We start from the raw sequence: 19,302 nt of genomic DNA on the forward strand, positions 1-19,302 counted from the left end.
GATGGAGAAAAACAAACAAGAATTCTATTTTAGTGAGATAGTCTCATTCTATTTAATTTGCGCTGGAACAATCCTCTATTTAAAATAGATTGTTTTGATTTTTTATTTTCTATTTCATCATGAAATGGAACTTCATGGCCACATAATTTGCTTGCGATGCGTCGATATAACAACCCGCTTTTTTGTGTTGGGTCTAAGACTATAGGCATTCCTTTATGCACAGAACAAATAATTTGAGAATCTGCAGGAAGAACCCCCAATAGATCAATATTTAATAAATTTAGTATCTCTTCCAAGCAATGTTTAGTTGTTTCTATTAAGTTCACCAAAAGTTGGATCTTTTTCTCTGGATAAGATTCTAGTATCCCAATTACTCGATCTGCATCTTGCAGAGCCGTTTTATCTGGAGTAGTAACAACGATTGCTTCATCACAAGCGCTAACGGCATAAATGAAGCCTTTTTCTATACCAGCTGGTGAGTCGATTAGAATAAAATCATAATAAGATTTCATTTCTTTTATCCGCTCTGCTAAAATATGCTCATCAATTTCAGATGAGTTCTTTGATTTACTCCCCGGAATAAAATGAAGGTTTTTTGCTTCTCGGTGTCTTATAAGCACATTATGCAGAGAACAGCTTCCCTCTAAAAAATCATTGATGTCTAAAATGATTCTGTTCGTAAGCCCTAATGGAACATCTAAATTCCGCAATCCAAAATCTGCGTCGATTAAGCATACTTTATATCCTTTTAAAGCTAAAGCGAGCCCTAAGTTTGCAGTAATGGTTGTTTTGCCAACTCCGCCTTTTCCTGATAAGACGGCTATCGTTCTTGTCATTTAACTGCCTCCAGTTTTTTTATAATGATGATTGATTTCTAATGATTTAATTAATTTTTGCTTTAATTTTTTTTTATTATGTAGTCGGGTTCTATTTGCTAAATAGTTTCTTGTACACCACCATATGAGCACAAGGAGAAGAACTAGCAGAATCATTTTCTTGCCCCCCATTTTAAATTATTGGTTTTGCCATCAGCTTCTAGGATAAACATCTGGTTATATTCATGTGGTGTATATATTGGGTATGCGATAATGAGGATGATTTACATTATATGATAATACTACCATCCCCTTAAAGTAAATCGAAAAAAAGATAAAACAGAAAGTATATAGTTATTTACTAGTAACAACTGGTAATTATTGTATATGTATGCATCTTTCTTCTTATTCTCTCCTCTCCAATATACTCCGAAAAACTTAAAAAAAACTTAAAAATCATTTTTCTCTCCATTTTGACTATATTGATTTTTCTCTTCTATCTATAAGATAATAGAAAACACATTGGGTAGTAGAAAAATGAAGGGGATATTAATGAAAAAGCTGCTTGCGTTTATACTTACGCTTATTTTATTTGCCATTGTAGGCTCTATTGCGCTTTATAATTTTGAAAAGGAGACAGCATATCTTACAAAAGCCATCAATGGGAAAATAGTAGTCAATGATTTTGATTTGCAAGATAAGAATGTTATTGAATTAAAGGGAGAGTGGGAATTTTTTCGAGATAAGCTGCTATCTTCTAAAGATATAGAAGAAATGGATAATATCAAGTCTGAGTATGTACCTGTAGCGCAGAACTGGAAAGACTTTAGCGGCACAGATACAGGCTATGGAATAGGGACTTACCGATTAATTATTCATGTAGAAAATCCATCTGGGATTTATGGGCTTAAAATAAACTCTATTCAGATGGCTCACAAAATGTATTTAAATGGTCAATTAATAAAACAACTAGGAAATCCAGGAGAAAAAAAAGATTTTATTTCAAAAAACACTTCGTATGTTCACTATTTACAGTTGAAAAACGGAGATAATGAATTAATTATTCAGGTTGCGAATTTTATTCATCTGCCAACAGGCGGGATTAACAAACCAATTTTTTTTGGCAAACAAGAAGCTATATCTGATTTAAGAGATTATGATTTGACAATCGATTGGATGACTATTACTTCTTTTTTTATTATGGGCTTCTTTTTTGGGGGGCTATTTTTTCAGAGAAGAAAAGAGTTCTATCTGGTACATTTTGCGTTCGTTTGCTTATTTATTGGATTATATCAGTTTGTGCATGGAGAAAAAGTGATTTATTTTCTTTTTCCGGATATTTCATACCCGTCTGTACTGAGACTGCAATATCTATCTTTATGCGGAATTACAATTACCGTATATTCTTATTTGCTGACAGCACATAAGAAATATGCTTCGAAAAAATGGGTATATTTATTTATTGGATTAAGTGGATATATGCTGCTTTATGATCTTTTGTTTGTAGACAAAATATCAGAGGTCTTTATGTTGATGCATACCGTGCTGGGAGCAATTTCTCTATTTTATGCTTTCTATATTTTTATTCAATCAACACTTTCTAAAGAAACAGAAGGCTATTATTTATTGCTTGCCGCTATTTCTATGGCAGCATATACAATGCTTGAGAATATCAATGCATATACCAATACCTATATAGCTAGTTGGGTTAATCTATTGCCGCTGATGGCACTGATGATGTTTTCTCTTTTATTATCATTAAGGTTTATGCTTGCTTTCCGAAAAATTGAACAATTATCGATAGAATTAATAAAAACTGATCAAGTGAAAAATGAATTTTTAGAAAGAACGACTCATGAATTTCTTACACCATTAACCGGCATTCGCCAAATTATAGAATCGATGCTGAAAAGGAAAGAACTGTTAGAAGAGGGCAGCCTGCAGAAGATGGAGTTAATTCGTTCTTTAAGTTTTCGTTTAACCATGCTGGTCCATGAAATTTCAGATTTTGTTAATTTAAGACAAGGGTTATTAAAAGTGGAAAAAGTGGTAGTTGATGTACATGCGACTATTACGATTGAGATTAGTATTTTTCAAATTATCGCACAGCAAAAAAAAATTAAGATAGTAAATCAAGTTCCCGCAAATACTCCGTTTATTATTGCAGATGAAAACCGTTTTCGGCAGATTGTCAGCAATTTGCTTGATAATGCAGTGAAAAACACTCATGCTGGAGAAATTATTGTTTCCGCTGTACCAAAGGATCATTATGTAAATATTACGGTGCAAGACAATGGATGTGGCATGAATCAAAAAAAACTAGAGCAAGTAATGAATCTTCTCCATCATAATATTGAAACAAATAATTTATATGGACTTGGGCTGAAAATTGTAAAACAACTATTAAATTTGCAAAAAGGAGAAATTATTATTGACTCCAAAGAGGGAGAAGGAACAACCGTTACTTTTTCGCTGCCTATGTCGATGCAGTCAAAAATGTCTTCATATAGAAATGGGAAAATAATGGAGAACGACAGAACCTATTTTAAGATGGAGACACCCTACTTCTCAAAAATTAATGCATCTTATACGGTGTTGCTTGTCGATGACAATGATGCACTTTTGAAAATAATGATTGATATTATTGAGTCTATCCCAGCAAATGTTATTGCAGCAAAAGATGGATGCGAAGCTCTTTCCATTATGAAGAAAAAAGCTCAAATTGATTTAGTTGTAGTAGATTTAGTTATGCCAAAAATGTCAGGTTATGAATTAAGCAAAAATATTAGACAAAATTATAGTTTAGTTGATTTGCCTATACTAATGATGGTTGAATCATCTTACCAGATGGACAAAATCAATATTTTGCAAATGGGCGCAAATGATTTAATTAATAAACCCTTTGATTATGCAGAATTTGAGGCCCGAGTAAAAAATTTATTAATGATGAAAGAGGCAGTAAATCAATCCATTGCAATGGAAGTAGCCTTTTTGCAGTCGCAAATTAAGCCGCATTTTTTATTTAATGTATTAAATACAATCAATGCACTTAGCTATACAGATATTGAGCAATCGCGGGATGTAACGGAAAACTTTGCAGAGTATTTAAGGAGCAGCTTTGATTTCCATAATACGACTACATTGATACCATTTGAAAAGGAAATGCAGCTTATACATTCCTATGTTGATATTGAAAAAATTCGTTTCCAAAACCGCATTCATATAAAATATGATATAAAAGCAAAAGACTTTATGCTGCCGCCATTAATCGTCCAGCCAGTAATAGAAAATGCAATAAGACATGGTATTTCAAAAAAAGCAGCAGGAGGTTTCCTTTTTTTTAGCGTAGAAAAGAACGATAAAAAAATTAAGATAACAATAGAAGATACTGGGGTAGGAATGACACAAGAAACATTAGATGCTATTTTTTCTGCAGCGCATAGTGAAGGGCATGTTGGTTTGAAAAACATTAATAAAAGGCTAAAATATTATTATGGAACAGAATTGAAAATAATGAGTAAAGAAAATAGCGGAACAAAAGTAGTATTAGAAATTACGGATTTGAAATAGGAAAAAATACAATAAATGCGCCTGTTTTTAGGCGGAAAAGCATGGTGAATAAAATGAATATATATATTGTGGACGATGAGGCAATTGCATTAGATGTTCTAGAAATAAAAATAAAAAAAATAGTCAAATTCACTCCTGTTACGATAAAAAAATTTATAAATCCTATTGAAGTATTAAACGAAATAAAAAAAGGCGCTGCTGTAGATGCCGTTTTTTTGGATATTGAGATGCCGGGGTTAAATGGAATAGACCTGGCAGAAGAAATTAAAGAAGTAAATGCAGAAATAGACATTGTTTTTTTAACCGCATACAACGAATATGCGGTTAAAGCATTTGAATTATATGCACTAGATTATTTGTTGAAGCCAGTTAAAAGTGAACGGCTGCAAAAAACATTAGATCGAGTTATTGCCAAAAAAGTAATGAGAAATAATGTAGAACCAGCCGAGATTTACGTTAAATTTATGAGAAGGTTTGAAATTATTTATAAGAAAACAACATCTTTAAATTGGAAAACATATAAAGTGAAAGAACTCTGTGCCTATTTTTTTAATCAACAAGGGGTATTTTTAGATAAAGAAAAAATAATCGATGATATTTGGCCTGATGTAAATTATGAGAAAGCGAAAGTGAATTTTTATACCTGCATTTCTTATTTGAGGAAAATGTTTCGTGAAATAGGAATGCCGGAAATGCTGCAGAAAAACGGAAATGGATATATTATGAAATTAACCTTTTCATCTGATTTAGAAGAACTGTATACCCTTTTAATAAAATTGAAAAAAAATCTAAATTGTACGGAAGAAGATTGCTATAAACTTGTATCATTATATCCAGGAGAGTATATGGAGGAAAATGATTATCTGTGGATGCGGGACAGACAAAATCAAATAAGGGCAGAATATTTAGCCATCCTTGAAAATCTAGCAGAAAAACAGGCAGACGATAATAAAGAACTAGCGATTTTCTTATTAAATAAAGCGATTGAACTTAATCCGTTTAGAGAAAAATATTATCAGTGTTTGCTGCAGCTATATACTTTATTAAAAAGAAAAACGGAAGGATTGAACATTTTTAAGCAATTGGAAACTATTCTTCAAGAAGAATTTCATATCCCTCCATCTGTAGAAACGCTGGAACTAGTGAAAGTTTTAAGAAGTTTATAAAAGCCCTTTTCTAAAGGCTGTTTTCGTATAGATGGTGGCTTTTAAAAGTATCTTCCTGCAGACACTTCGCTTTTTGTGTGCGAGCGCCGAGCTGCTTCGTCGCTTTGCTCCTGCAGGGTTTTGTCCTTCTCTCATTCCCACAGAATTCTCCGTGTATGCTGCCTGCTCGAGATCTGCTTCTCCTGTTTTTTCTGTTAAAAATAATAAACATTAAGAAAAAGGCCTTTCTAAAAGATTGTTGTTTTTAAATAGATTTTATCTGAAAAACCATACATAAAGATGTTGATTGGATTGGAAATCGACTATTTCGTTTTTGATTAAACAGCGATAAAGTTTATGAAAACAGTCTCTGGCATTTTCATCACACACGAACAGGCTTTTGCCCCCACTCCACCTCACAATTATGAGAAAAAATGAGAGATTCAGGGGGGAGATAATTGCCCGTAAAAGCCTGTTTGTGAGTTTCACTTTATTTAAAAGCTTTATTATTTTCTAATATGCAATCATCTACACTATAATCAGAAAAATCTATATCAGGAGTTTCCAGTAAATATTTAGCAAGCTGCTGTCCGATAAAAGGACCCATTGTTAAACCAGAAGCACCTAGTCCATTTGCGATAAGAAGTCCATCTTTTCCTTTAATCCTTCCAAAAACAGGGAGGAAGTCAGGAGTGAATGGGCGAAATCCCACTTTTGTCTCTAAAAAAGTGCTATCAATTAATCCAGGAGCAAATAGAAGTGCTTTGTCTATTATTTCTTTTATGCCACCAACGGTTATCCGATAATCGAAATTTGTATTATTTTCATGTGTTGCTCCGATTACAATTCGATTATTTTCTAGTGCAAGTATATATTGATCATGTGGAGGCATGACAACAGGCCACTTATGGCAATCAATATTTGGCAACTCAAGATGGACAATCTGCCCCTTTTGCTCTGTCACTTGAAAAGATATATTTAATGGCTGCAATACATGATTTGCCCAAGCTCCTCCAGCAACAATGACTTCATCTGCTAAGATGCTTCCATTTTCTGTTTGAACACCGATGGTTTTTTGCTTATCTGTTAATAAGGTGCAAGTCCCCTTCAAATAATGGGCACCCAGTTTTTTGCTTGCAGAGATAAGAGAATTTCTTAAAGCTTGGCCATCTACTCTAGCAGCTCCACTTACATGAACAGCCCCATAGCCGTCAGCAAGGAGGGGAAATAATGCTTTTGCTTGTTCTGGACGAAGGATGGAAACATCGCCGATTTCAGGTGCTTCCACCTTTCGTTTTAATGTCCGTTCGAACATTGCTTCCAGCTTTGCTGAATCAGAATGGAGGCTGATTGCGCCAACTTTTGCATATCCTGTTGTTGATTCTTGATAGAATGCTAATTCATCAATTAATGCAGGATAATATTTCGCGCCATTTCGCGCTAAGGAATACCACCTTTTATTTCTTCGCTGGGAAATCCACGGACAGATAATGCCGGCTGCAGCTGCAGTTGCCCGTCCAGAGTGTTCGCTATCAATAATGGTGACAGAAGCTTTTCTTTTTGCTAATTCAAATGCAGTAGCAGCTCCTAATATTCCGCCACCCACAACAATTACTTTTTTCATTTGTTAAACATCCTAACATATTAAGATATAGTCTTTTGTTTCATATGCAGATTTGCATATACAACCTAATTATTTATTATAGCGGAAATGGCTAGTAATGTTGAATGCTAGATAGTTGTATTGTGGAAAGGAAAAAATATATGAATTATTAGTGACATGAGGCGGAAATATTTCATTTGAAATATAATTGTAATATTTCTATTACTTAAATGACAAATTGTGATGTTATACTTCTAATTATGACAAAAGCTGTTGTGTCCTAATTATAAAGTCGAAAATCACATAATAATTGGTGTTTTATATAAAAACTGTTATAATTTATAAAGTCTTTTAAATTTTGGATCATACATATATAACTACCTACTATCAAAATGAAAACGTATATAGATTGCTAGATAAACAGATACTGAGAACGCAGGGGGAAAATAAGATGTTAAAAAAGAAATGGATCGCACTTAATACAACGCTAGTGATTGGTTTGGGGAGCAGTTTTGCAATACCGGCAATCAATGCTAATGCTTCGACATTGCAATCACAGCAGTCGGATATCTCACAAAAACGCGCGGACTTAAAATCACAAATATCAGATGCAGAAATCAAAATTGTAGAAGCAGAGGAAGAGTTGGCAGCACTTACTCAAAAAATCAATAGAGTGGATGCTGCAGTAGCAGCGAATACAGAGAAAATTCAAGAAACAAAAGAAAAAATTCAGGAAACAAAAAAAGAGATTGCTAAATTAGAAGTAGAAATTAAAGAATTAAAAGATAGAATTGAAAAAAGAAATAATATTCTAAAAGAAAGAGCTCGTACTTTTCAAGAAAATGGCGGCAGTGTGGACTATGTAGAAGTATTGCTTGGAGCGGCAACTTTTAAAGATTTTGTTGACCGTGTAGGAGCAGTTGCTACTATTATGGAAGCAGACCAAGATATTATTGCTGATAATGAAAGAGATAAAAAAGTTCTGGAAACGAAACAGGGAAAAGTGGAGGATAAGCTTTCTGGCTTAAATGAAATGAAACTTGACTTAGAAGAAATGCAAAAACAAATTCTTGCACAGAAAGAACAAAATGAACAATCGAAAAAAGAATTGGAACAAAAGCAGCAAGCAAATAAAGCAGCAAAAGCTCAATTAGAACAAGAGGACAGCACACTTGCCTCAAAGGAAAGTGAAATTAAAGCAATGCTTGCAAAGAAAAAACAAGAGGAATTAGATGCTCTAGTTAAATCAACAATAGGAAGCAATGCTTCAAATGATTCGACGACTCCTGTTAATACAAGTTCTTCAGCAGCAGATAATTCTAGCAAATCAAGCACAAGCTCAAATTCAAGCTCTAATACAGGTTCAAGCTCTAATACAAGTTCAAGCTCAAGCTCAGAGACAAGCAGCAAGTCAGGTTCTGAAAGTAAAAAAGATTCTTCAGCAAAAATCAATACAAGCAATAACAGTGTTGGCGGCGGCAAGTCAACAGTAATTACTGCTGGCTATAAATATATTGGCAACTCTACTTATAAATTTGGCGGTGGAAGAACTGCGTCGGATATTGCAAATGGATTATTTGACTGCTCAGGATTTGTACATTGGGCATATGCACAAGCAGGATATAGTATCGGCTCAAGCACAGATGCTTTGAAAAATCAAGGTACAAGAGTTTCTGCAAGCAATATCCAGCCAGGAGATTTAGTTTTCTTTGATACGTATAAAAAAGATGGACATGTTGGAATTTATGTAGGCGGCGGCAAATTCATTGGATCACAAAGCTCTACAGGTGTTGCGATTGCGTCTATGACAAGTGGTTATTGGAAAGGTGTATTTAACGGCAGAGTAGTAAGATTCTAAAGCTATTATAATAGAAGCATTGCCTAAAGTTAGTTAATTAGGTAATGCTTTTTATTATGTTTATTTTATCATGCATTAAGGGCAGTAAAGAGGATATGCAGAAACGAGAAATCTAACTGCCAGTAAAAACCCGATTGGTTCAACTAACGATCAGTGGGTTAGGGAAAAACCCATACTGATTGAAGTTTCACTTTATATATACCCGAAAATTTAGAAACCATGCTTATGTTTACGATTGTTTTTTGTGGAAATAATAGTAAGAAAATAATTAATTATAGAGATATCTTCGTTTATAAACAGAACATACTTAGTAAATAGATGGTAAAAACCAATAAAGCATAAAAATCTATTGATTTATTAAAAAAAATAGGTTAAAATCAATAATCGTTATGATTTGTTAGGAAATAATTTATTGATGAAAAAATTTATATAATATAAATCGTAATCAATACGAAATGATAGAAGGAAAAGAAATGGGGAGAGAAAACATGAAGGGATTAAAACCACTTGTACTTTGTTTATTGGCCATTGTTTTTGTAACTGGCTGCAGTGATAAACAGATAGATAAAACAGATGAAAACAAAATAGATATTGTTGCGACATTTTATCCAATGTACGATTTTACAAAAAATATTGCTGGCGATAAAGCTAATATTACATTATTGATTCCATCTACCATAGAACCGCATGATTGGGAGCCGACACCTAAAAATGTGGGAGATATACAAAAGGCTGATTTATTTGTATACAATAGTACAGATATGGAAACATGGGTTCCAACTATTAAAGAATCAGCATCTGGGTCTAATGTTGAATTTATAGAAGCAAGCAAGGGAATCACATTGTTAGAGAATCATGAGGAAGAAGAGGGGCATGAGGACGAAGAACATGATCATAGTCATGAGGTAGATCCACATGTTTGGCTAAGCCCGGTTCTTGCTATAAAGGAAGTAGAAAATATAACAGATGCATTAGTGAAGGTAGATCCAGAGAATAAAGCATATTATCAAAAAAATAGTGAAGCATATATTGAGAAATTGAAAAATTTGGATCAAAAGTTTAAAACTGAATTAAAAAATAGGGATAGTTCTCAATTTATTACCCAACATACGGCTTTTTCTTATTTAGCAAATGAATATGATTTAGTGCAAGTGCCAATTGCAGGTCTTTCGCCTGATCAGGAACCTAGTGCAGCAAAACTTGCTGAACTAAAAGATTTTGCAAAAGAGCATGCGATAAATGTTATTTATTTTGAGGAGTTAGCTTCTACAAAAGTGGCAAATACACTAGCAGAAGAATTGGGAGCAAAAACAGAAGTGTTAAATACATTAGAAGGATTAAGTGAAAAAGAGCAAGAAGCAGGAAAAGATTATATTTCAATAATGGAAGAAAATTTAAACCAGTTGAAGAAGACTCTTTTTAAATAATGGTGTGATATAATAGATAAGCGTGTGTGAGAAGCCTATCCACACGCTTTTTCTACGTTAACTTAAAGCGCTAGAAGATGAATCAATCAGGTTAATAAAACAAATAGAAAAGAAACTACAGATAATATATATCTAGTAAATATTGAGAAGGGAGCCTGTAAACATGAAACTTGCAACAATTAATAATCTTAAATTTGGCTATGATCATATTCCAGCACTTGATGGCGTATCCTTTGAATTAGATGCAGGAGAGTTTGTAGGCATTACGGGTCCAAATGGTGCTTCTAAATCAACCTTATTAAAGCTTTTATTAGGTTTATTAAAGCCTTGGTCTGGTGAAATCATTATTAGCAAAACTAATAGCAGCGGGAAAAAATTAACTATTGGATATGTTCCTCAATCTATATCATCCTTTAATGTAGGTTTTCCAAGCACAGTGCTAGAACTTGTGCGTTCAGGAAGATATCAAAAGAAAAAATGGTACCAACGATTAACCGATAAAGATCATGAAGCAGTAAAAAGATCTTTAGAAATGGTAGATATGTGGCAATTTCAGCATAAAAAGGTGGGAGATTTATCTGGGGGACAAAAACAAAAGATTATCATTGCAAGAATATTGGCATCTGAACCAGATTTGCTAGTGCTTGATGAACCGACAACTGGCATGGATGCTGTCAGCAGAAAAGGTTTTTATGAATTTATGAAGCATCAAGTAGTGCAGCATAATCGTACGGTTGTGATGGTGACACATGATCAAGATGAGGTAGAAGATTATTTAGATAAAATTATTCATATTGAGAAGGGAGAGAAGGGCGGATGGAAATGCTTAACCTTGAATTCATGCAAAGAGCGTTTTGGGCAGGCGGAATGATTGCCATTATTGCACCGATTATTGGTATATTTTTGGTGCTGAGAAGACAAGCGCTTATGGCAGATACGTTGTCCCATATTTCTCTTGCTGGTGTAGCGATAGGGTTCTTTTTCCATATGAATATTACCTTTTCTAGCATTATGATTGTTATATTGGGAGCTTTAGGAATAGAATTTATGAGAAGAGCCTATCATACGTATTCGGAAGTATCTGTTGCGATTTTAATGGCTGCCGGCCTTTCTTTAGCCTTATTTCTTATGAGCATTTCTCAAGGAGGAATGACTGCCAGCATGGATCAATTTTTATTTGGCAGCATTATTACTATTACAAAACAGCAAGTAATGGTATTAGGGATTGTAACAGCAATTATTATTTTATTTTTTATTACATTAAAACGTCCCATGTATTTGATGACATTTGATGAAGATACTGCTGCAACTAGTGGTGTCAATACAAATTTATTATCAATTGCTTTTAGTATTTTAACTGGAATAGCAATTTCTGTTATTATTCCAACAGTAGGCGTTTTATTAGTGTCGGCATTATTGGTCCTTCCAGCAGCATTTGCTATTAAGCTTGCTAAAGGGTTTAAATGGGTATTTTTTGTAGCGATAGCTGTTGCGGCATTCAGCATCTTTACAGGACTTTATTCCTCCTATCAGTTAGGCACTCCACCAGGTGCAACAATTACGCTGCTAATGGTGATATTATTGTTGATTGGTTTTATGATGCAGAAATTATATGTACATTTTAAAAGAGCGGCAAGTAAAAAGAGATATTTAAAAATAGAAGAGTAATCAAGCAAAAAAGATCCAAGAGTGTTGGATCTTTTTTGCTTTTAATAGCCTTTTTGATAATGTACAGCATTTACTGCAACCGTGCTATTTGCTAGATAGTTTTTTAAGTTTGGTAAAAATATATCTTCTATTACACGTTTAGCATAATGTTCCGTTGATCCTGATGTATGGGGGGTAATAATGACATTATCCATTTCCCAAAGAGGACTTGTCTTTTTTAGCGGTTCACTTTCAAATACATCAAGGCCAGCTCCTGCGATATCTCCATTGCGAAGGGCTGCTATTAAATCCTCCTCGTTAACAATTTCCCCACGGCCTATATTAATGAAGAAAGCCGATTGTTTCATCTCCTGGAATAATGTTTTGTCAAATAGATGGCGGGTATCCTCCGTTAATGGCAATGTGACAACAATATAGTCACATTGTGGAAGAATGCTTTTTAGTTCTGATTGTTTATACATCTGATCTACATATTGAGCAGGTTTTCCTGAATGGCGAACACCTAATACTTTCATGCCAAATGCTTTTGCCAGTTTTGCTGTTTCTTGCCCAATTGCTCCGACACCGATAATGCCAATTGTTTTATCATGCATTTCAAGTGTATTGCCGCTGTCATCCCATACTTTTTGCTGCTGATTTTTTACATATGTATGGATATTTCTTGTAAGGGATAACATTAGGGCAAAAACAGTTTCTGAGATAGGATAGCTGTGTACACCATTTGCGCTGGTCAATTGGATGTTTTGTGCTGCCAATTGGTTTAAAGGCAAACTATTGACGCCAGCACTCCACGTTTGAATCCACTTCAGCTGTGCATTGTTCCATAATTTTGTTTGGTCCCATTTGCTGCGCCAGCCAATAATAACCTCTGCATCCTGCAGGTGCTCATTCCATACTTTAGAATCTGTTGACATATAAATACGCCAGTCTGGAATAATTGATTCAATTTGCTTTAATAAAGATGGGTGCAATTCATAGGTAATAAGCAGTTTTTTAGTTTTTGTCATTTCCTTCCCCTTTTTTAATAGTTTGATTATTTTTAATTGTATCAAAGTTTGCAGAGGAAATGAAAGAATAGGGTGCTTATATTCTTTATAATTTTAAAAAAATTTATTTGTTCTCCCTTTGTATATAAGAGGATAGATAGAATATCTGTATCTCAAATTAGTACTACAAGCCAAAAGAGAATATTGACAATTATTTCTCCTTCTATTAGTTTATAATATAAAAAATTATTTATGTACTTGTTAGAAAGGAGGATTTGTTTGGCGAATAAACCTGTAATCGGCATCACTGGTGCATATGTGTTTCATAATAAGTTTATGGAAGGCACGTATGTACATCATGATTATCAAAAAGCAATTGCTGCAAATGGAGGCATTCCAATTATTTTGCCTTTTTTAGAAGAAAATCTTGCAGAAGAGATGATAGAACGATGCGACGCTATTTTATTTAGTGGGGGAGAAGATATAGATCCCAGTTTCTACGGGCAAGATCCTCATCAAAAACTAGCAGAAACAACACCATTGCGTGATAAATGGGAAATTGTTTTATTAGAAAAAGCAATGAAGAAAAAGAAATCTATTCTTGCCATTTGCCGTGGGGTTCAATTATTAAATGTAGCATTAGGAGGATCGTTAATTCAAGATATTCCAAGTGATGTGAAAGGAAGCATTAAGCATAGCCAAACGGTTAATAGAAGCTGGGATTCCCATTGGGTTGCATTGGAGAAAGGGAGCAAAATTGAAACAATTTTGCAGGCAAAAAAGATAAGGGTAAACAGCCTTCATCATCAAGCAATTGATCGTTTGGCAGCATCATTAAAAGTCACGGCAACAAGCAATGATGGAATAATAGAGGCAGTGGAACATGCATATTATGGACCTTTTTTATTAGGCGTTCAGTGGCATCCAGAATCAATGGCAGCAACAGATGAGATAATGAATAGAATTTTCGCAGAATTTATTAAAAACGCAAAATAAACAGCAGCATATTTTATTTTTCTATTAAAAAAGTGACGATAGGATAAGGGAATAAGCTGTTTTTCAGCAGAAAAGATAGAAAAAAGATAAATTAAGCATAAAAGATAGGAAAAAAATTAGTATTGAATAAGAAAATCAGTTAAAATAGATAGGTAACGCATATTTTAACTTGGAGGTATTACCATGAGCGAAAAAACTTTTACAATTATCGATGAAACAGGAATCCATGCTAGACCAGCTACTTTATTAGTAAGCACTGCTAGCAAATTTAAATCAGATATGCAAATTGCATATAAAGGGAAATCTGTAAACTTAAAATCCATTATGGGTGTTATGTCTTTAGGAGTGCCTAAAGGTGGAGAGATTACAATTTCAGCGAACGGTGAAGATGCTGCAGAAGCAGTAGATGGATTAGAAAGTGTTCTGAAAAAAGAAGGATTAGTCGGCTAATCTACTATAATCTGAGGCCCTCTTTTAAAAAAGAGGGCCTAAATGTATTTATCTGCAAAAAAGCTTTATATCCAGAAGAAATAACAGCGCTGTCAATGAATATACATATAAAAATATCCTGGAATTAAGAGCAATAGGGGGATGGAAAAATGATAGTAAAAACAGAAGGAGTAGGATTAAAAAGAAATGGAAAATGGATTTTAGAAGATATTAATTGGAAAATAAATAAGGATGAGCACTGGGTCCTTTATGGGCTGAATGGAGCAGGGAAAACAGCTTTGCTTAATATGCTTTGTGCCTATTATCATCCAACGGTTGGAAGTGTTGAAGTGTTGGGAAAAGTGTTTGGCAAAGCAGAACTTGGCGGAGCACTTCGAAAAAAAATAGGATTAGTATCTAATCGTCTTCAGCAAAATTTATATATGACAGACAGTGCATATGAGATTATTTTAAGTGGAGCATTTGCATCTATTGGATTATATGAAACGCCAACAGATGAAATGCGGCAAAAAGCAATTGAGTTATTAAAACTGCTTGGCTGCTTTGATTATGCAGATAGAGAATACAGCAGTCTTTCACAAGGAGAAAAGCAAAGAGTGCTAATTGCAAGAGCGCTGATGCTAGATCCAGAGCTTATTATACTAGATGAACCTGCAACTGGTTTAGATTTTCTTGCACGAGAACAATTACTAGAAACCATTAATGTGTTGGCAAAACAAAAAAACGGACCAGCAATTATTTATGTAACCCATCATTTAGAAGAAATTCTTCCTGTATTCTCTCATTCTCTATTATTAAAAAAAGGAACTGTATTTGCAAAAGGAAAAACAGAAGAAATGATGACAAGTAAAAATTTATCGCAATTTTTCGAATTGCCTGTAGAAGTTATATGGAATAATCAAAGACCATTACTTGCGAAAGCATAAAACAAGTCTTTGAAAAAATAGGCGGCAAAGGAGCAGAAAATGACTTATAAGATTGTATTTATTGATATAGATGGAACATTAGTAAATAAAGATAAAAAAATTCCGGAAGATGCAAAAATTGCTATAAAGCAATTGAAAGAAAAAAATATTCCGATTGTTCTAGCGACAGGAAGAGCTCCTTATTTCTTCTCTCATATTTTAGAAGAATTAGATTTGCATTCATATGTTTGTTTTAATGGCTCATATGTTGTCTGTGAAGGTACAGAAATATATGCTAAACCAATCCCAACTGAAACTTTGGAAAAGCTAGAAAAGCTGGCCTTAGACCACTTTCATCCACTAGTGTTTCAAGGCAGCAAAGAATGCTGTGCCAATCACGAAAACCATGAACATATTATAGAATCTTTTCAGTCATTAAAGATACAAAAGCCAATCTACCGCAAAGAATATTGGAAAGAAGCAGATATCTTTCAATGTTTGCTTTTTTGTGAAGAAAAAGAAGAATTCATTTATCCTCAAAATTTTTCCGCTATTCGTTTTGTACGATGGCATCCATTATCAACAGATGTGATACCGAATGGAGGTTCAAAAGCAAAAGGAATGGCAGCATTGCTAAAGCATTTGCAAATTGATGCAAGTGAGGCTGTTGCATTTGGTGATGGTTTAAATGATAAAGAAATGCTGTCCTATGTTGGTATGGGGATTGCAATGGGCAATGCAGAGGATGAGGTAAAGCCATATGCCAAATTTACAACAAAGCATGTGGATGATGCAGGTTTAAAATGGGGTCTTGAACAAATCGGGCTAATCTAAACAAACGAAAAAAGGGGTTTAGCTTGGACTCTTTCTCTGTTTAGAGGAAAGGAGTTGCAACAAGCGACCTCTTTTTAGAACAAGTTTTTATATGTGCCTAAACATTTCTATATAGAAAGCAGTTGTGTAATAATCGACTTTACTATTTCCAGTCTTTATAAATTACAACGCCACCAGTTAAATCAATTGTATTTCTTTCTCCTTTATAAAATAGTTTTCCTTCCTCTTCTGCAAGCAGATTTTCATATGTGTATACTTTTTTTCCATTAGGCATAGTAATGATAACTTTCTCTCCTAAGTCACTGGATGCAGAATTGGCTTCGTTTGGGAAAAAATGATCAATTGCGAGATAAGATCCAATAAAGATAGTAATCATTAGCACACCTAATGTAATATATACTTTTTTTCTTAAAAAAAATGTTTTTATTGAACCTTTTGTTGATTGTTTCATAGTCTCCTCCAAAAAATACGCCATTAATGCTTAATGAACTACTTATTACTAAATTCCCATAATAGTAAAATATGAAACAGTTAATAAAAACATGATAAAAAAGTTATTTTTTAACAGGAGTTTAACGAATAAATAGTTAATTGTCAAAAATAATGCATTGTTATCCAAAATAAGGTTTTGTTTCCATTTAATAAAAAAAATGAAACATTTGTAAATTTCATTCGTATATATGATAACGATTTAATAAAAGGAGGATAGAGAAGTTGAAATTTCGTTATTTGGAAAATTTTAAATTTAATGAAAGAGAATGATGGTGATGGAACTTTTTGGATTTTCTATAACGTCTATCTACTTGCTGCTATTAATTATTTCTGGAATATGCATTTTAGTAACATTAGTTATATCCGATGTTTTTAGTGCAGAATTAGGCATATTAAATCCTACTGTTATTTTAGCATTTTTAACGATTTTTTCAGCTAGCGGTTTTTTAATGGAGAAATATGCTCTGCTAAATAGTATTGCTGTGCTTGGACTTTCTTCTGTAATCGCAATTATCGTGGCATTATGTTTGCATTTTTTTGTTCTTATTCCATTATCCAGTGCAGAAGAGTCGTTGGTTTATGATGATGAATCGTTAAAAGGAAGGGTAGGAAAGGTTATAACAGCTATTCCAAAGGACGGGTTTGGAGAAATTCTAATCGAAAGCTATAGTGGCAATATTTCAAAAACCGCTGCAGGATTTTACAATGAAGAAATTGCAAGCGCTGCAAATGTTGTCATTATAGAAGTGAAAAATAATATTGCCTATGTAGTATTGCAGGAAGATCTGTAATTTATTCGGAGGAGGAAACATATATGTTAGATGTTTGGATTATTGTTGGAGTAGTGGTTGTTTTATTAATTGCCTTAATAAGCATCTTTATCGCAAAGTATAAAACGGTTGGGCCTGATGAAGCTTTAATTGTAACGGGCAGCTATTTAGGATCAAAGAATGTACATGTAGATGAAGCTGGAAATAGAATTAAGATTATTAGAGGCGGAGGAACATTTATCCTTCCTGTATTTCAACAATCAGAGCCATTAAGTCTGCTGTCTAGCAAATTAGATGTGTCTACACCTGAAGTATACACAGAACAAGGTGTGCCGGTAATGGCAGATGGAACAGCTATTATTAAAATTGGCGGTTCAATTGGAGAAATAGCAACAGCTGCAGAACAATTTTTGGGAAAAACAAAAGGGGATCGGGAAAATGAAGCTCGTGAAGTATTAGAAGGCCATCTGCGTTCTATTTTGGGAAGTATGACAGTAGAAGAGATTTATAAAAATCGTGATAAATTTTCTCAAGAAGTACAAAGAGTTGCATCACAGGATTTAGCAAAAATGGGATTAATGATTGTCTCTTTTACGATTAAAGATGTACGAGATAAAAATGGCTATTTAGAATCTCTTGGTAAACCGAGAATTGCTCAAGTAAAAAGGGATGCAGATATTGCAACCGCAGAAGCAGATAAAGAAACAAGAATTAAAAAGGCAGAAGCAGATAAAGATGCAAAAAAAGCGGAATTGGAAAGAGCTACAGAAATAGCGGAAGCAGAAAAAGAAAATCAAATGAAGATTGCCGATTATAGACGAGAGCAGGATGTTGCAAAAGCTCGAGCTGACCAAGCGTATGATTTGGAAAGTGCCCGCTCTAAACAAGAAGTAACCGAACAAGAAATGCAAATAAAAATTATTGAAAGACAAAAACAAATTGAATTAGAAGAAAAAGAAATTTCTAGACGAGAGAAACAATATGATTCAGAAGTGAAAAAGAAAGCCGATGCAGATCGTTATGCAATGGAACAGTCTGCAGAAGCAAATAAACGCAGACAAATTGCAGAAGCAGATGCTAATCAGTACCGTATAGAATCACAAGCAAAAGCAGAAGCTGAAAAAGTTCGTGTTGACGGATTAGCAAAAGCAGAGGCGGAAAAAGCCAAAGGGGAAACAGAAGCAGAAATTATCCGCTTAAAGGGATTGGCGGAGGCAGAAGCAAAACGAAAAATTGCAGAAGCATATGCTCAGTACGGGCAAGCTGCGATTCTTGATATGGTGTTGGATATGCTTCCAGAATATGCAAAACAAGTCGCAAGTCCATTATCTAATATTGATAAAATTACAGTGGTAGATACAGGCAGTGATGCCAGTAATGGAGGAGCGAATAAAGTAACAGGCTATGCAACCAATTTAATGTCAACTATGCAGGAATCTTTAAAAGCATCTGCAGGTATTGATGTGAAAGAACTTTTAGAAAATTTATCAGGAAAGGGAAATATTCGCCAAAGTGTAGATGGCATAAGAGAAGAATTGAAACAGAATAAAGACTAAGTAAGAGAAGCTAGTGCAATTGTGTTGCACTGGCTTTTTTATAGCAGTATTTCATAGAAGGAAGGCGAATAAATCGAGTGCGTACCAAATATGCAAGGACCAACCTGGATAAAGGAAAACTTCAATCAGTGGGGGGGGCCACGTCCTCGACTGATTGTTAGTGGAACCAATCAGGCTTTTACGGGCAAGTTTCTCCCCACCTAGATTTCTCGTTTTTTTTATAATCA

General features: G+C 34.1%; 17 protein-coding genes. 12 read left to right on the top strand and 5 right to left on the bottom strand.

The genetic code is table 11. The annotated features are described in order from the left end of the window. Positions 1-29: 29 nt before the first annotated feature. Both minD and NCCP28_RS08095 read right to left on the bottom strand, forming a co-directional pair. Positions 30-836 carry a septum site-determining protein MinD gene (minD, locus tag NCCP28_RS08090; RefSeq protein ID WP_248560883.1) on the bottom strand — a complete coding sequence of 269 codons (807 nt, stop codon included), beginning with the start codon at positions 834-836 and terminating at the stop codon, positions 30-32. Beyond that, positions 837-992, bottom strand: coding sequence for a hypothetical protein (locus NCCP28_RS08095; protein ID WP_248560884.1), 156 nt, complete (start codon positions 990-992; stop codon positions 837-839). A 375-nt stretch (positions 993-1,367) separates the two neighbouring features. On the opposite strand from NCCP28_RS08095, the gene NCCP28_RS08100 reads away from it, so the two are divergent. Together NCCP28_RS08100 and NCCP28_RS08105 are read left to right on the top strand one after the other, a co-directional pair. Then, positions 1,368-4,385, top strand: a complete 3,018-nt coding sequence (locus NCCP28_RS08100) for an ATP-binding protein (RefSeq protein ID WP_248560885.1) — start codon at positions 1,368-1,370, stop codon at positions 4,383-4,385. A 41-nt stretch (positions 4,386-4,426) separates the two neighbouring features. Continuing rightward, the gene (locus tag NCCP28_RS08105; RefSeq protein WP_248560886.1) at positions 4,427-5,551 is read left to right on the top strand and encodes a response regulator; all 1,125 of its coding nucleotides are present in this window, start codon (positions 4,427-4,429) and stop codon (positions 5,549-5,551) included. Positions 5,552-6,020: 469 nt separating this feature from the next. Here the strand turns inward: NCCP28_RS08105 and NCCP28_RS08110 are convergent, their stop codons facing one another. Next, positions 6,021-7,154, bottom strand: coding sequence for an NAD(P)/FAD-dependent oxidoreductase (locus NCCP28_RS08110; protein WP_248560887.1), 1,134 nt, complete (start codon positions 7,152-7,154; stop codon positions 6,021-6,023). A gap of 430 nt (positions 7,155-7,584) precedes the next feature. On the opposite strand from NCCP28_RS08110, the gene NCCP28_RS08115 reads away from it, so the two are divergent. The 4 genes from NCCP28_RS08115 to NCCP28_RS08130 all read left to right on the top strand — a co-directional run bounded on the left by NCCP28_RS08115 (position 7,585) and on the right by NCCP28_RS08130 (position 12,086). Next, positions 7,585-8,991: a C40 family peptidase gene (locus tag NCCP28_RS08115; protein ID WP_248560888.1), complete on the top strand. Its 1,407-nt coding sequence runs from the start codon at positions 7,585-7,587 to the stop codon at positions 8,989-8,991. Between the two features lie 488 nt (positions 8,992-9,479). Beyond that, a complete protein-coding gene (locus NCCP28_RS08120; RefSeq protein WP_248560889.1) occupies positions 9,480-10,418 on the top strand; it encodes a metal ABC transporter substrate-binding protein in 939 nt (312 codons plus the stop codon). 163 nt (positions 10,419-10,581) lie between these two features. Beyond that, on the top strand, positions 10,582-11,289 hold the full coding sequence (locus tag NCCP28_RS08125; protein WP_248560890.1) for a metal ABC transporter ATP-binding protein: 708 nt from the start codon (positions 10,582-10,584) through the stop codon (positions 11,287-11,289). Next, positions 11,235-12,086, top strand: a complete 852-nt coding sequence (locus NCCP28_RS08130) for a metal ABC transporter permease (RefSeq protein WP_248560891.1) — start codon at positions 11,235-11,237, stop codon at positions 12,084-12,086. Before NCCP28_RS08125 ends, NCCP28_RS08130 begins: the two co-directional genes overlap by 55 nt. Before the next feature lie 41 nt (positions 12,087-12,127). On the opposite strand, the gene NCCP28_RS08135 is transcribed toward NCCP28_RS08130, so the two are convergent. After that, entirely contained in the window at positions 12,128-13,093 is a 966-nt protein-coding gene (locus NCCP28_RS08135) for an NAD(P)-dependent oxidoreductase (protein ID WP_248560892.1), read from the bottom strand. A gap of 258 nt (positions 13,094-13,351) precedes the next feature. Between NCCP28_RS08135 and NCCP28_RS08140 the strand changes: the two genes are divergently transcribed. The 4 genes from NCCP28_RS08140 (at position 13,352) to NCCP28_RS08155 (ending at position 16,257) form a co-directional block, all read left to right on the top strand. After that, positions 13,352-14,068 (top strand): gamma-glutamyl-gamma-aminobutyrate hydrolase family protein, encoded by a 717-nt coding sequence (locus NCCP28_RS08140; protein ID WP_248560893.1) that lies wholly within the window; start codon positions 13,352-13,354, stop codon positions 14,066-14,068. Between the two features lie 183 nt (positions 14,069-14,251). After that, the gene (locus tag NCCP28_RS08145; RefSeq protein WP_248560894.1) at positions 14,252-14,518 is read left to right on the top strand and encodes a phosphocarrier protein HPr; all 267 of its coding nucleotides are present in this window, start codon (positions 14,252-14,254) and stop codon (positions 14,516-14,518) included. 149 nt (positions 14,519-14,667) lie between these two features. After that, positions 14,668-15,444 carry an ABC transporter ATP-binding protein gene (locus NCCP28_RS08150; protein WP_248560895.1) on the top strand — a complete coding sequence of 259 codons (777 nt, stop codon included), beginning with the start codon at positions 14,668-14,670 and terminating at the stop codon, positions 15,442-15,444. Positions 15,445-15,483: 39 nt separating this feature from the next. Beyond that, a complete protein-coding gene (locus NCCP28_RS08155; RefSeq protein ID WP_248560896.1) occupies positions 15,484-16,257 on the top strand; it encodes a Cof-type HAD-IIB family hydrolase in 774 nt (257 codons plus the stop codon). 142 nt (positions 16,258-16,399) lie between these two features. Here the strand turns inward: NCCP28_RS08155 and NCCP28_RS08160 are convergent, their stop codons facing one another. Continuing rightward, a complete protein-coding gene (locus NCCP28_RS08160) occupies positions 16,400-16,708 on the bottom strand; it encodes a hypothetical protein (RefSeq protein WP_248560897.1) in 309 nt (102 codons plus the stop codon). A gap of 316 nt (positions 16,709-17,024) precedes the next feature. Here NCCP28_RS08160 and NCCP28_RS08165 point away from each other — a divergent pair, with 316 nt between their 5' ends. Then, positions 17,025-17,540: an NfeD family membrane protein gene (locus tag NCCP28_RS08165; RefSeq protein WP_248560898.1), complete on the top strand. Its 516-nt coding sequence runs from the start codon at positions 17,025-17,027 to the stop codon at positions 17,538-17,540. Positions 17,541-17,563: 23 nt separating this feature from the next. Beyond that, positions 17,564-19,075, top strand: a complete 1,512-nt coding sequence (locus tag NCCP28_RS08170; protein WP_248560899.1) for a flotillin lipid rafts scaffold protein FloT — start codon at positions 17,564-17,566, stop codon at positions 19,073-19,075. Positions 19,076-19,302 lie beyond the last annotated feature (227 nt).

Source organism: Niallia sp. NCCP-28, assembly GCF_023168165.1.
In the GTDB taxonomy this organism is placed as follows: Bacteria; Bacillota; Bacilli; order Bacillales; family Cytobacillaceae; genus Niallia.

What these genes read in the sequence shown, in the direction of transcription:
- minD (WP_248560883.1), bottom strand. Translation starts at nt 836, where the DNA reads ATGACAAGAACGATAGCCGTCTTATCAGGAAAAGGCGGAGTTGGCAAA.
- NCCP28_RS08095 (WP_248560884.1), bottom strand. Translation starts at nt 992, where the DNA reads ATGATTCTGCTAGTTCTTCTCCTTGTGCTCATATGGTGGTGTACAAGA.
- NCCP28_RS08100 (WP_248560885.1), top strand. Translation starts at nt 1,368, where the DNA reads ATGAAAAAGCTGCTTGCGTTTATACTTACGCTTATTTTATTTGCCATT.
- NCCP28_RS08105 (WP_248560886.1), top strand. Translation starts at nt 4,427, where the DNA reads ATGGTGAATAAAATGAATATATATATTGTGGACGATGAGGCAATTGCA.
- NCCP28_RS08110 (WP_248560887.1), bottom strand. Translation starts at nt 7,154, where the DNA reads ATGAAAAAAGTAATTGTTGTGGGTGGCGGAATATTAGGAGCTGCTACT.
- NCCP28_RS08115 (WP_248560888.1), top strand. Translation starts at nt 7,585, where the DNA reads ATGTTAAAAAAGAAATGGATCGCACTTAATACAACGCTAGTGATTGGT.
- NCCP28_RS08120 (WP_248560889.1), top strand. Translation starts at nt 9,480, where the DNA reads ATGAAGGGATTAAAACCACTTGTACTTTGTTTATTGGCCATTGTTTTT.
- NCCP28_RS08125 (WP_248560890.1), top strand. Translation starts at nt 10,582, where the DNA reads ATGAAACTTGCAACAATTAATAATCTTAAATTTGGCTATGATCATATT.
- NCCP28_RS08130 (WP_248560891.1), top strand. Translation starts at nt 11,235, where the DNA reads ATGGAAATGCTTAACCTTGAATTCATGCAAAGAGCGTTTTGGGCAGGC.
- NCCP28_RS08135 (WP_248560892.1), bottom strand. Translation starts at nt 13,093, where the DNA reads ATGACAAAAACTAAAAAACTGCTTATTACCTATGAATTGCACCCATCT.
- NCCP28_RS08145 (WP_248560894.1), top strand. Translation starts at nt 14,252, where the DNA reads ATGAGCGAAAAAACTTTTACAATTATCGATGAAACAGGAATCCATGCT.
- NCCP28_RS08150 (WP_248560895.1), top strand. Translation starts at nt 14,668, where the DNA reads ATGATAGTAAAAACAGAAGGAGTAGGATTAAAAAGAAATGGAAAATGG.
- NCCP28_RS08155 (WP_248560896.1), top strand. Translation starts at nt 15,484, where the DNA reads ATGACTTATAAGATTGTATTTATTGATATAGATGGAACATTAGTAAAT.
- NCCP28_RS08160 (WP_248560897.1), bottom strand. Translation starts at nt 16,708, where the DNA reads ATGAAACAATCAACAAAAGGTTCAATAAAAACATTTTTTTTAAGAAAA.
- NCCP28_RS08165 (WP_248560898.1), top strand. Translation starts at nt 17,025, where the DNA reads ATGGAACTTTTTGGATTTTCTATAACGTCTATCTACTTGCTGCTATTA.
- NCCP28_RS08170 (WP_248560899.1), top strand. Translation starts at nt 17,564, where the DNA reads ATGTTAGATGTTTGGATTATTGTTGGAGTAGTGGTTGTTTTATTAATT.